The sequence below is a fragment of the Streptomyces sp. NPDC004051 genome (assembly GCF_053604275.1).
This window is the reverse complement of record NZ_JBSGHG010000004.1, coordinates 244,480-257,439: the sequence shown is the minus strand read 5'-3', so window position 1 is coordinate 257,439 and position 12,960 is coordinate 244,480. Positions and strand designations below refer to the sequence as shown.

At 67.7% G+C, this 12,960-nt stretch carries 9 protein-coding genes and 1 pseudogene; 4 read left to right on the top strand and 6 right to left on the bottom strand.

Features of this window, described 5'->3' with window-relative positions:
• The first annotated feature begins 45 nt into the window (after positions 1 to 45).
• Both ACWEQO_RS08155 and ACWEQO_RS08150 read left to right on the top strand, forming a co-directional pair.
• Complete coding sequence (locus ACWEQO_RS08155) at positions 46 to 1,293, top strand: hypothetical protein (protein ID WP_452980221.1); 1,248 nt, start codon at positions 46 to 48, stop codon at positions 1,291 to 1,293.
• A gap of 252 nt (positions 1,294 to 1,545) precedes the next feature.
• Positions 1,546 to 3,807: a hypothetical protein gene (locus ACWEQO_RS08150; protein WP_452980218.1), complete on the top strand. Its 2,262-nt coding sequence runs from the start codon at positions 1,546 to 1,548 to the stop codon at positions 3,805 to 3,807.
• Positions 3,808 to 3,857: 50 nt separating this feature from the next.
• Here the strand turns inward: ACWEQO_RS08150 and ACWEQO_RS08145 are convergent, their stop codons facing one another.
• The 5 genes and pseudogenes from ACWEQO_RS08145 to ACWEQO_RS08125 form a co-directional block, all read right to left on the bottom strand.
• Complete coding sequence (locus ACWEQO_RS08145; RefSeq protein WP_452980215.1) at positions 3,858 to 4,208, bottom strand: hypothetical protein; 351 nt, start codon at positions 4,206 to 4,208, stop codon at positions 3,858 to 3,860.
• Between the two features lie 39 nt (positions 4,209 to 4,247).
• Complete coding sequence (locus ACWEQO_RS08140) at positions 4,248 to 4,667, bottom strand: VOC family protein (protein WP_452980212.1); 420 nt, start codon at positions 4,665 to 4,667, stop codon at positions 4,248 to 4,250.
• A pseudogene (locus tag ACWEQO_RS08135) lies at positions 4,664 to 5,916 on the bottom strand (IS256 family transposase). Before ACWEQO_RS08135 ends, ACWEQO_RS08140 begins: the two are co-directional and overlap by 4 nt.
• Before the next feature lie 199 nt (positions 5,917 to 6,115).
• Positions 6,116 to 6,301: a DUF397 domain-containing protein gene (locus ACWEQO_RS08130; RefSeq protein ID WP_452980209.1), complete on the bottom strand. Its 186-nt coding sequence runs from the start codon at positions 6,299 to 6,301 to the stop codon at positions 6,116 to 6,118.
• On the bottom strand, positions 6,298 to 7,158 hold the full coding sequence (locus ACWEQO_RS08125; RefSeq protein WP_452980206.1) for a helix-turn-helix domain-containing protein: 861 nt from the start codon (positions 7,156 to 7,158) through the stop codon (positions 6,298 to 6,300). The genes ACWEQO_RS08130 and ACWEQO_RS08125 overlap by 4 nt, the downstream gene beginning before the upstream one ends.
• 230 nt (positions 7,159 to 7,388) lie before the next feature.
• Here ACWEQO_RS08125 and ACWEQO_RS08120 point away from each other — a divergent pair, with 230 nt between their 5' ends.
• Positions 7,389 to 8,837 (top strand): hypothetical protein, encoded by a 1,449-nt coding sequence (locus ACWEQO_RS08120; protein ID WP_452980203.1) that lies wholly within the window; start codon positions 7,389 to 7,391, stop codon positions 8,835 to 8,837.
• Positions 8,838 to 9,115: 278 nt separating this feature from the next.
• Positions 9,116 to 12,667 (top strand): nSTAND1 domain-containing NTPase, encoded by a 3,552-nt coding sequence (locus tag ACWEQO_RS08115; RefSeq protein ID WP_452980200.1) that lies wholly within the window; start codon positions 9,116 to 9,118, stop codon positions 12,665 to 12,667.
• Here the strand turns inward: ACWEQO_RS08115 and ACWEQO_RS08110 are convergent.
• Positions 12,661 to 12,960, bottom strand: coding sequence for an NIPSNAP family protein (locus tag ACWEQO_RS08110; RefSeq protein WP_452980197.1), 300 nt, complete (start codon positions 12,958 to 12,960; stop codon positions 12,661 to 12,663). The genes ACWEQO_RS08115 and ACWEQO_RS08110 overlap by 7 nt on opposite strands.

Below are 12,960 nucleotides of genomic sequence, written 5' to 3'. Positions count from 1 at the left end.
ACCCCGATCACCCTCAACTGCGAGAAGCCACTTCAGGAGCGGGCAATGGACAACGAGATTCAGCTGATCAGTGACGGTGATGGACTGGCGGTCATCGGGAATGCGACGGACGTCGAACGCTTCCTCGCCTCGGAGGGATTGCCGTCGAAGGGCCTCGGAGTGCAACGGCTCAAGTCCGTCTTCGGCACCGGGGCTGCAGTCGCGCAAGTAGGTTCGGAGATTGCCGCCAACTCCGGTCGCTGGGTGAAGCTGACCAAGGAGTCCTCGGAGCGTGTCAAGAAGTTCGGGCTAATGGAAAGCAAGACGCCAGGAATCAGCCATGCGATGGTGGGGAAACCTGGCTCGATCAAGAATTGGCTCCAGGTCGAGAAGGGGGCCGGCTCGTTCCTGACCAACCCTGCGCGTCTGGCTGGTGCCGCAGGGCTCATGGCACAGCTCTCGATGCAGCAGACCATGGACGAAATCACCGACTACCTCGCCACGATCGACGAGAAGGTCGACGACGTACTCCGCGCCCAGAAGGACGCTGTGTTGTCCCGCATGATCGGAATGGACCTCGTGATCGAGGAGACCATGACCATCCGAGAGCAGGTGGGCCGAGTCTCCGAGGTCACGTGGTCGAAGGTACAGACAGCGCCGACGACGATCGCGGAAACCCAGGCGTACGCATTGCGTCAACTCGACTCCCTCGCGGAGAAGTTGGAAAGCAAGCCTAAGATCGGTGATCTCGCCACGACGGTCAAGATGATTGAGCCCAAGGTTCGGGAGTGGCTAGCTGTTCTGGCTCGCTGCTTCCAACTGCAGGACACAATCGCCGTGCTCGAACTCGACCGAGTACTGGACGCGCATCCGGATCAGCTGGACCAACATCGCCTCGGGCTTCGGACTGCCCGGCAGAACCGGCTGGATCTCATCTCGCGGAGCACCGAGCGTCTGGTGGCCCGGATGAAATCGGCTGCCGACGCGGCCAACGCGAAGGTGTTGCTGCACCCGACCAAGTCCCCAGTTGTGGTCCAGTCGAGCAACCATGTCGTGACCGGCGTCCATGACTTCCACGCGCGGCTCGGGATCGAGTCCGGTCGCCAGTCATCGGAGGCGAGACGATGGGTGGAAGCGGCGGCGGAGGTGAAGGACAAGGCGTTCGAGACAGGAGCGAAGGGCGTCAGTGCCGCCAGAAGCCTCGGCAACGAGACCCTCGACCGGGCCAGCTCGGTCAAGGGCAGGCTCTCCAGCGAGATCGCCGAGCGAACGCGCCGCCGGCGCGGGGAGGAGCAACGCGCCGAGGAAGGCTGAGTCCGAGGGCGGCAACTACGCCGGCACCGTGCACCCCGGATCCTTCTGCTCCCAGCTCGGCGCCACCGGCGTGACCAAGGCGGGAACCCCCACGGTCTGCGGCTCCGGGTCCGACGGCACGTAACCGCTGGCGCTCCTCCTGACCTGTACCCCCAGCCGGCCCTGTCGCTGCGCCCCTCACTGAAGTTCTTCCTGAGGACCCGACAGGGTCGGCAATTGCCCCACTGCACCACATCCCCGCCCGGAGACCCGATGCCTCCCTACGAGGAAGACACCCGTAAGGTCCAGACCGCAGTCATAGGCCAGCCCGGTTCCGACTGGCCCGCCTTTCTGCCGTTCGACCATGACGACTTCGACCGGTTCATGCTCGGCCGCAGTCGTGACGACTTCTACTGCGGCACCTTGCTGGGCGGTTGCGGCAAGAAGCTCACCGCGAAGCGGTACCTCCACAAGAAGTGCCACTTCGCCCACCGGCCGCCGGTGCACTGCCGCCGTACGCAGACCGGCGAGGACAGCGCCGACCACCTCTACATCGGTCAGGTGCTCCAGCACTGGCTGCGCCGACAGGGACACCAGAAGGTCAGGGTGTCGTACCCCGACCTCGGTTCGGGGCCGGGCGGAGCCGTGGAAGTCCGCTTCGGTTCCGGCACACGGCTCATTCGGGTGCAGATGGACCGCATGTCTCTCAAGCGATGGGAGGCGACCCGCGCTCAGCTCGCAGCAGGCAACGTGCGCGTCCAGTGGGTCTACGGGCCGAACAGCGGGATCACGCACAACGAAGTGAAGGCCGAGGGACATGCCATCCGCTTCACCTGTCGCACCGAGGGTGGGGCACGCAAGGTCTACGTCGGCACTCAGGGCCCTGACCACAGCGTCAAGCTGACCACTCTGGACGAGTGCCACCTGACGGACGAGGGGATCGTCACTCCACACCTTCCCGACGAGCCGTCCACGGCCGCAGAGGCGGACGGTGGCACGGATACGACGATCGAGCTCGCCTTCCCCATCGTCCCCGGTCGACTCGCTTTCACCGCAGCCGTCCCCACCGAGGAACAGAACGTCACGGCACGCCGCCTTTACGAAGCGGACGTCCAGCCCGCCGGGTCAGTGATGACCCGTATGCGGATCGCGCTGCCGCTCCATTCCGTGCCACCCTCCCCTCACCGACTCAACGTCATTGAGAGCACCGCCCACCTCATCCCCCTGCCCGACTCCGGCACCGAGCGGCCGAGCTGGCTCATCGAGGCCGTCGGCTTCTCCCCTCTCCCCGCGCAGAGTGATCCGCGCTGGCCGGACCTGCGTCCCGCGCCCGAACCCCGGACACCGCCGGCCCCGGAAGAGACCGCACCTGCCAAGGACGAGGCGCTGGTGAAGTTCCTGCGCCACAAGCTCATGCAGACCGCTCACTCGCGCGGTGTCATCAACTGGGAAACCCTCCTCCGTTACAAGGGATACGCGCCCGGAGACTTCACCCCGCAGGACCGGGTCCGTCTCCTCGTGGCAGTCGACCATCCCCGGTCGAGCGACAAGCCGGTGCTCTCCTCTTTGGTGAGACTGGCTCATCAAGAGCCGGGGCCCGCGGCTCGCTTCCATGAAGTCCTGGCCGGTCTCGGCTGGAGTGCCGACCTCTCGCCGGAAAAGGTCCGCGACATCTGGGAACGTCAGCGGAAAACCGCGTACGACCTGGTGCGCGGGGAAACGCCGTCCAAGAACATCGCTTCCACCGTGGGCACCGCGCCGGCCGACAGCGACCTGATCAGCCGGTTCCGCACGGAACTGGAACGCGTCGCGTTCCGACGCACCCTCATCAACTGGTCGACCTTGGTAAAACTGACGGACGCCCGCTCAGCCGGTATCACCCCCAGCGCCCGTGTCCGGCTCCTTGTAGCGGTGGACGGGTCGTACAGCAGCAAGCGTCCCGTCCTGTCGTCTCTGGTGAAGCTGGATGGTCAGGCGACCGGACCCGCTCCGTTCTTCGGTGAAGTCCTCAAGGGACTCGGCTGGACATCCGGCTCCACCTCACGTTCTCCCGAAGCAGCGTGGTCGGCAGAGCGTGACCGTGCGTACGCTCTGGTGGCCAAAACGGCATCCGCCTCGAAGAACCCCCCTTCTCCTTTCAGCGACGACCACGGCCTCTGGGCCGCTCTGGGCATCAAGAGAAAGACCGTGGTGAAGGCTGTGCGCAGGGCACTTGTCTCGGCGGCGGAGCGCCAGATGAGGGTCAGCTGGCAGACTCTGGCATCAGCGGCAGGTGTCAGTCCGGAAGCTCTCCGCGACCCGACACGTGCATCAATCCTGATCGACGTGGATCGCGCCGCTGGTCCTGACGGCGTACTGCTGTCGTCCCTTGTGGTCTCCTCGGGGAACCTGCCTGTCCCGTACTTCGCGGACATCCTGAAGTACTTGGGCCGCCCCTACTCATCGTTTCCGATCGAACTCAGCCGCATCCGCAAGGTGGAACAGGCCCGCGCGTTTGCCGCATACGCGTGGTCGGCGAACCGCACGGAGGCATAGCAACTGGAGGAGTAATTGTCAATACCTGTGGGTGGCTGGCTGGTGGGCGACTATGTGGTTGCGCATAGTTCGTTGAGCCACCGGCTGCAGAGTTCGCGGGTGATCGGCTCGAAGAGTTCGGGTGTCGACATCTCGAACAGGAACTGGGTCAGCAGGTCCTCGTGTCCCGGCTCGATGTCGATGTCCTCGCGCATGTGCAGCTGCTCGGTCCACGCGGTGAGCTCGCCGAGGAGCGCTTCCCCGGCGAGCACCTTGCGCAGAGCGGCCTGGGCACTCCCGAGGTCCAGTACCACCGCGGGAAACTCCCCCTCCGGAATTTTGCGGGCCGCTGCGATCAGGTCGCTGATCCGGCCGTTCCACCGGATGAGGTCGAGCAAGACCTGTCGGCTGTGTGCTGCCATCGCGGACGCTCCTCCTTTCTGCGTCATGCCGCCGGGGGCTCAGTTTTGTTCGGGTGACTTGATCGCGACGAGTTCGACCTCGAAGCCGTCGTCGTTTTCCAGGTAGGCGGCATAGTGCTGCCTGCCGCCGGCGTATGGATGCCGCTCGGGGAACATCAGATGCCAGCCGTGCTGAACGGCCCTGGCAGCCAACTTTTCCAAGGTGGCGGCGTCTTCGACATGGAAGGCCAGGTGGTTCAGTCCTGGTCGGCAGCGGTCGTGCCGGTCGGCGGTGAGGGCCGGGGACTGCTCGATGACCAGGTAGGTCGGCCCGAGGTGCCAGCTGCGGCCGTTGTCCCAGCTCTGGGTGAGGGTGTAGCCCAGTGCCTCCAGCAGCCAGCCGAGAGAGGTGAGTGCGCGGTCGAGGTCCGGCACCCAGAGTTCGATGTGATGCAGCGTGCCGCTGGTCGGTCGGCTCACGCGGCCACCGCCTCGGGGCGTTCGACGAGGTGACCGTTCTCGAAGCGGGCGCCGTTGCGGACGAGGGCGACGAGGTGGGGTGCGGTGATCGCGCGCCAGCGGGCCTGGGCGGACTCGACGAGCTTGAACACCATCGCGAGCGCGGCGGCCGGGCTGCCGGTCCCGCGGGTGTCCTTGGTCCGGAGTTTCACGGTGCTGAAGGTGGACTCGATGGGGTCGGTCGTGCGCAGGTGCACCCAGTGCTTGGCGGGGAAGTCGTAGAACGCGAGGAGCTCGTCGGCCTCGCCGGTGACCTTCTTGGCCGCTTTCGGCCACTTCGCGCCGTAGGCGCGCTCGAAGTCCTTGATCGCCTTCTCGGCGTGGTCGCGGTCCTCGGCGTTGTAAATCTCTTGCAAGGCCTTCTTCGCGCCGGGCTGAGCCGACTTCGGCAGTGCGTTCATGACATTACGGACCTTGTGAACCCAGCACCTTTGGTGCCTGGCCTGCGGAAACACCTCTGCGAGGGCCCGCCACAGGCCCATCGCGCCGTCACCGACCGCGAGTTCGGGATCGCGCAGGCCGCGTCGGCGGCAGTCCCGCAGCAGATCCGCCCACGACTCGGTCGATTCACGCAGCCCCTCGGCCAGTGCGATGAGTTCCTTGCGGCCGTCGGGGCGCACGCCCATGAGGACCAGGACGCAGGCGTGGGCCTGCCCGAGACGGACCTTGGGGTGGACACCGTCGGCCCACACGTAGACGTAGTCGCAATCCGACAGGTCACGGGCTTGGAAGGCGGCGTGGTCGTCGCTCCACTGCTTCGTCAGCCGGGTCACCGTCGCCGCCGACAGGCCGGCCGCGGAGCCCAGGAACTGCTCGAGTGCGGGCACGAAGTCCCCCGACGACAGTCCGTGCAGGTAGAGCAGGGGCAGCACCTCGCTGATCTTCGGGGACTTGCGGCACCACGGCGCGAGGATCTTCGACGAGAACCGCTTGCGCTCACCGGTGGCCACGTCGACGCGCTTGTCGTTCATGCGGGCGCCTTCACCGTGACCGGCCCGGCGGCGGTGGTCACCGTCCGCTCGCGGTGATGGCCGTTGCGGACCACCAGACGGCGGCCGACCTCGTCCCGCTCACCAGCCAACTCGGCTACGTAATGGTTGACTTCGGCCTCCAGGGCCGCGGCGAGCATCCGCCGGGCACCCTCGCGGACGATGTCGTCCATCAGTGATCCGGTCTCGGTGGTTCCGTCGTTGTTGACTACGCTGAGCACGGGCGTGCCTTCCCAACCCGCGTAGCAACGCGGGTCTACTCGGTGACCATCAATCGATCACTCGGGAAGGTACGCCCTCCGCGTTTCGCGAAGCACCCCTCCCGAGGCCGATCCACAGGTCTTGAGCATTGCTCCCAACTGGAGGTCTACGTGTCACGGCGTCGGGGGCCTCAGCCCCCGCCACCGTGACACACCACTGTCATGCCTCCGCTGCAAAGGCCACGAATCGCAACCATCCGTCCCGGCCCACAGCGAAGGGGGCACGTGACAGCTCCTTGGAGTCGCGTACGTGGATGGTCCGCTCGGTGACGGCGACCTCCACACAGTCGTCGCCCGAGCTACCGCTGTGGCTTGACTTGAACCAGGCGAGTTCCGTCGTGCTCATGTCTCTCCTCGCAGTCGCTCCAGCAAGGCCCGAGAATCTTTGGGGTGCAGGGCCTGCGACCGCAGTGTGTCATAGCGCTGCTGGAGAACTCTCACGTCTTTCGGGTCACCAATCAGCCGCCCGCTCTCCTGGCCCTCCGAGTATGCAAGTCGACGCCCCTCCGGGGTCTCCAGCAGGCGCAGAGGCCCATCCATGCACGAGTGGTACTCGGCTTCCAGCGGCATGATTTGCAACGTCACGTTGCGAGGCAACGTGCGCTCCAGAACGTGGTTCAGTTGCTCACGTCGCACCTCGGCTCCACCCAGCCTGCGTCGCAAGACAGCTTCCTCAACGATGAAGTGGAACGGAACGGTTGGACGCTCACACAGCATCCGTTGCCTCTCCATCCTCGCCGCAACCTGGGCCTCCAACTGCTCATCCGTCAGCAGCGGAATCCGGTTCTCGAAGAGTGCCCGTGCATACCCCTCCGACTGCAACAACCCCGGCACCAGCCGACACTCATACGTGCACAGGCTCACCGCCACCCGCTCCAGCCGAGCCCACCGCCGAAACCAAGCCGCCAACCCCGCCTCCCCCCGCGTCAGAAACCGCGCCGAGTGCCGCAGCGCCCCCGTGTTGCCCAACGCCTCCTCCGCCCGCTCGACGAAGGAGCTGTCCGGCATCCGCCGCCCCAACTCCACGGACTCCACCGTGTGCTTGGAGAACCGCACCAGCTCCCCGAACTGCATCCGACTCAACCCCGCATGCTCACGCAGCGCCTGGACGACGGCCCCGAACGTCCGCAGGCTGTCCGACGGATCCGGTTCCCGTTCGCACTCCCCGCCCGGCACTGCCGGTTCCACGTGATCGGTCGTCATTCGCGGCCCACCTCCAGGTGCTCACACGCCAGGCCCCTCTCCCTGAGAACGCCCAGAGTGGCCGGAAGGCATTCGTACGTTCCACCGAACATGCCCGTACGCTGACGCAGCGTACGGGCCGCTGGCTTGAGATGACGCCCCGGTTACGTGAGCCTCGGTGGACGGTTGTGCCGACGTTCTCACCGGGCCGAACCCCCTGCACGTGCCGACGGTGCCGATAAGGTCAGCCTGTGACGTACATAGTGACCCTCACCTCGCTTCAAATGGCCGAGAACGAAGGCGACTGGCTCATCACGGAGCGCTTCACAAAAGGGCTGCCTACAGGGCTCGACACGTCCGACACCGGCACCCGGTTAGCTTTGCTGGTGTGCGACAACAGGGCGCATCCCTCCAACAACAGCCGCAGGGAGTTCTCCGAACACGGCCGCTTCATCACCTGGATCGGATCGGTACAGCGCTTCAACACCGTAGGGCCGGTCGACAGCAGCATCACCATTGAACCCATGCGCAGATGCCCGGAGCCGGTAGCTTTGGACGGCCCCGGCGGAATCCTCGCCTCCCTTTCCTCGACGCACCGAGCACACGTGGAGCAGGCCCTAACCGGAAGCGCAGGACACGTCGGCGTAAGAACCTGGCAGGCGCTCCAGGAAGCGCTCCTTCGGAGCCACCCCGAGTTGGCCCGGTACATCGAGTGGCTGCTCGCCAATCTCAACCCGGTCATCTTCGACGTAGACGACGCAGCGGACCGGGCATGGCAGGAACAGCGGGACGCCGCCCAGTCCCTGACTCGGGTGACCGACTTCCCTCACTCCGCCCTGTCTGCCTGGAGACGCCCCGACTCACGCAATGCGCCATACCTCGCGGGACTTGTCCCGGACCCGGTAGAGAACAGCCTGATCGACCACGATGTGCGCGCCGGCCTGGGCAGCGAGGCCCCTCTTTTCTTCGATGACTGGCCAGGACTCGATGACGTGCGATGTGACATCCACGTGCTGGAGGACACCGCTGGACGCCGCCTCGAGGTCGTCAACGTCAATGCCACTCCGGTCGAGAGCCGACTGGGCACGGACATGATCTACTACCACCACCCCACCCACAGCTTCGTCCTCGTCCAGTACAAACGCCTGGGCTCTCGGGACAAGGAGTACCGGGTGAACAAGCAACTCCTGGACCAGATGGACCGTTTGGAGCGGGTTGCAGAACTCAGTTCGAAGCCTGTGCATCCCCACGAGTGGCGCCTCTCACAGGACGCGTGCTTCCTGAAGTTCGCACACTGGCGGGACGGAGCAGTCCCCACCTCCGAGTTGGCGCGCGGCATGTACATCCCCCTCTCCTATGCCCGCGTCCTTCTGGACGACGACTGCACGCTCGGGAGGAGGGGTGGGCGCCTCTTCAGCTACGAAAGAGTGGGCCGCTATCTCGTGGCCTCAGAGTTCGCGGAGTTGGTAAAGCTCGGCCTGGTCGGGACTGTGGGAACCAGCGTCGAACAGTTGCGGGACTTCGGTCTGGAGCGTGCCCGCGAGGGATACAGCGTCGTACTGGGGGTCGAAACGAGCGAGGAGACGCCTCGTGACCGGTCCGTACGCGTCCGTCAGCGCACCACGAAGAAGAGGCCGAAGGTGATCTCCTACTCCCCACAGACCCCACAGCAGCAGTCGCCTGATACTCCAATCTTCTGATCTGCGGAGGGGCTGCAGCGTCCACCCGTGCCCCCGCTCTACCCAGGCGTCCCTGACGGAGGGGGCATGGCTGATAACCACAGGTGTTCTTGAAACCACCCTTGCATCCGCAGATGATGCTCACGCTTCCTCGTGCACCAACCGACGTGCGGGCAGGGCACCGCCCCGGTGCACGAAGGAGCACTGACTGCTGAACGGAACGGGGGCGTGATAGTGCCGCGCAGGTATCGAGCCGGTCGGCAGCGGGCCGGTGCCGTATGAGGCAACGCCTCCAAGTCGTGTTGCAGATTCTGCTGGCACTGGTCGCCTGCCTTCTCGGCATCGTCACCAACTACGCCACCAGCAAGGACGACGCGCCTTGGGCACTGGAGATGATCCAGCAATGGTCCGTTCCGGCCATCGGGCTGCTGGTCGTCGCCATGGTGGTCGGTCAGGTCGTCGTGTACCGGCTGGAGAACCCGGCGCCCGCGCCGTCGGAGTGGCCGCGTGACCGGATTCCGTACCCGGGGCTGGACGCGTTCGGCGAGGACGAGGCGGCCGTCTACTTCGGCCGGGAGGCGCAGGCCGCCGAGCTAACGCGTCGGCTGCACGCCTCCGCGACCCGCCCCGCCGACCGGTTCCTGATGCTGACGGGAGCGTCCGGCAGCGGCAAGTCGTCACTCGTCCGGGCCGGGGTGATGCCCCGGCTGCGCCGACGCCGGTGGACGATCGTGCCGACGTTCTCACCGGGGTCGAACCCCCTGCACGCACTGGCCGCGTCCCTGGCCGTGGCCGGTGGCGGAAGGGAGACGGCCGACGCGGTGCTGCGGCGGCTGCGGCAGGGGCCGGAGAGTCTGGCGGCCGAGTTGTCGCGGCTGCGGGCCGGGCAGTTCCAGCGGGTGCTGCTGGTCATCGACCAGTTCGAGGAACTGGTCACCCTCGCGGGTGAGCGGGAACAGGCCCAGTTCCTGGAAGCGCTGCACGCGTGCCTGCGGCAGGAGCCCTCCGTCCGGGTCCTGGCCACGTGCCGGGTGGACCTTCTGGGACGACTGCTCGGGACCGGTCACGCGCCGTTCCTGCAACACCCGGTCGCCATCGGCACCTTGAGCCGTGCGCAGCTCGTCCAGGTGGTGGAGCGGCCGGGTGCGCTGGTAGGCATCTCGTTCGAGCCCGGTCTCGTCGAGAGCATCGTGAACGACACGGGCACGGACGACGCGCTGCCCCTGCTCGCCTACCTCCTCCAGGAGCTGTACTTCGTCTGCGGCCCCGGTGGCACGATCACCGAGGAGATGTATCGGCAACTCGGAGGCGTGGCGGGGGCACTGGCCCGGCAGGCGGACAACACGGTGGCTGCCCTCGGCACTCCGAGCGGCATCGACTTCGCGCTGCGGGTGCTGCTGAAGTTCGTCACCGTCGAGGAACGGGACCTCGCCCGCCGTCCGGTGCGGTTGTCCGAGCTGACCGACCGGGAGCGGTACGTGGTGGACGCGTTCATCGAGGCGCGCCTGATCCGGTCCTACGCCATGGAAGGAACCGCGGGGAACCCGGACGGCCACCGGGACGCGTACGCGGAGGTGACGCACGAGGCGCTGTTCCGGCAGTGGGCGCCTCTGCGCCAGGAGGCGGAAGCGCGGGCGGAACGGCTGCGGGAGCGGGCCGAGTTGGAACGGTGGGCTGCCGACTGGGAGCGGTCCGGGCGCAGCGCGGACTACCTCCTCACCGGCGAGCGCCTCACCGTCGCCCAGCGGTGGCTGGCCGCGTTGGAGGAGGCCGGGCAGGCGTCGGCTCCCGCCCGTGCGCTCGTCGACGCCTCGCAGCGCCGGGACCTGGCCTTCCTCGGCCGTGTCTCCGACAGCATCGGCCGGCAGGTGCTCGCGAGCGCGGAGACCGAGCCGGAGCGGGCACTGCTGCTCTCCCTGGCCGCGCTCGGCGAGTGCGCACCGACACCGGCCGCACGGCGCGGACTGATGACGGCGCTGGCCGCGAGTCATCTGCGGACCCGGCTGGACGGGCACACCGACACGGTGCGGGATGTCGCCTGGTCCGCCGACGGACAGCTGCTGGCGACCGCGTCCAGGGACGGGACGGCCCGCGTGTACGACGCGGAGTCGGGGCGTTCGCTGCGGGTGCTGCCGTGCGACGGCGCCATGGTCGAGTCGGTGTCCTTCTCCCCCGACGCGACACGGCTGGCCACCGCCGGACGCGACCAGGTCGTACGCGTCTGGGACGCCGTGTCCGGCGAACCGGTCCGGCAGCTCACCGGCGCCGGGGACATCGGCCGGCGGGTGGCGTGGTCGCCGGACGGGACGCGGATCGCCGCCACCTTCAAGGACCAGGTGGCTCGGGTGTGGGAGGCCAACAGCGGTCGGCTCGTGCACGAACTGCGCGGCCACACCGGCGACGTCTGGGGTGTGGCCTGGGCGCCGGACGGCTCGCGTCTGGCCACCGCGTCGCACGACCGGACGGTGATCGTCTGGGACGCGGCGACGGGAGCGGCCACGACGACCCTGACCGGGCACACCGAGTTCGTCGAGGGCGTCACGTGGTCACCGGACGGCGAGTCGCTGGCCACCGGGTCCGGTGACCACACCGCCCGGATCTGGGACGCCCGCACGGGCGCGCTGCGACTGCTGCTGCGCGGCCACACGGACTACGTGTGGAACCCGGCCTTCTCGCCGGACGGCCGACTGCTCGCCTCCCCGTCGTCCGACCGGACGGTGCGCGTCGTCAGCACCGAGGACGCGAAGGAGGTCGCGGTACTGCGCGGCCACACCGACACGGTGTGGGCCGTCACCTGGTCGCCGTCGGGCACCCGGCTGGCCACCGCGTCGACGGACGGCACCGGCCGGGTGTGGGACCTCCGGCCGCGGGGAGCCGAGTCCGTCCTGGTGCAGGGGCACGACGGGCCGGTGAACCAGGCGGTGTGGTCCGGCGACGGAACCCGCCTCGCCACCGCCTCGGACGACGGGACGGCACGGATCTGGAGCGCGGACTCCGGTGCGCCCGCGGGTCCGGTGACGGCGCCAGGCGAGCGGGTGTGGAGCGTGGCGTGGGCGCCGCACGGCGACCGTCTCGCCCTCAGCACCGCGGACGGACTGGTGCGTGTGGTGGACGGCTCCGGCAGCACGGTGTTCGACCTGCGCGGTGAGCCCGTCGAGGGCTGCTCGTGGTCCCCGGACGCCCGACGGATCGCGACCGGCGGACACGACGGCACCGTACGCCTCGTGTCCGCCGTCGACGGTACCGAGCTGCGGAAACTGACCGGGCACCAGGACTGGGTGGGACGCGTGGCGTGGTCACCGAGCGGGCGAAGGCTGGCCAGTTGCTCCGACGACCGCACCTGCCGTCTGTGGGACACCTCTGACGGCACCCAGCTGACCGTGCTGCGCGGGCACGGCAACTACGTGGAGGACGCGGCCTGGTCCCCCGACGAGGAGCGTGTGGCCACGGCCTCCGGTGACTGGACGGCCGCCGTGTGGGACGCGGTGACCGGTCGCCGCATCGACGTGCTGAAGGGCCACGAGGGGCGGGTCCGGGCCGTCGCCTGGTCACCGGACGGCCGTCGCATCGCGACCGGGTCGGACGACCGGACGGTACGGCTCTGGTCCTCCACCACGTTCGAGGAAATCGCCGTCATCGGCGTCCACCGGGACAAAGTGATGTCGGTGGAGTGGTCCGGGGACGGTACGCGGCTGCTCACCGCGTCCGCCGACGGCACCGCGCGGGTGTGGCCGGCGGACCCCGACTACGACCGGCTGGAGGCACGGGCGCGCGGGCGGGTCTTCCGCACCCTGGACGCGGAGGAACGGCGACAGCACCTGCTGCCGCCGGACCCTGCGAACGGTCAGTAGCGCTGCTCGACCGTACGGTCGTCGGTGTGCAGGAGGTAATCGTCCGGGTCGAGGCCCATCGCCTCACGCTCGGGCGACGCCCAGTACAGCGCGTTGCGCTCCGCGAAGGTCTCGGGACCCTCGTAGGAGATCAGCCAGACGAACTGGTTGCGCTCCCGATCCGTCCAAGCCCCGCCGATCTCGAAACCCAACTTCAGCCGCAACGGCACGATGTCGTTGCGCCACCGCTCCACCCACTCGTCGAGCAGCCCGTCGCGGACGGTGTACGTACGCAACTGCGTGGTCCTGGGCAT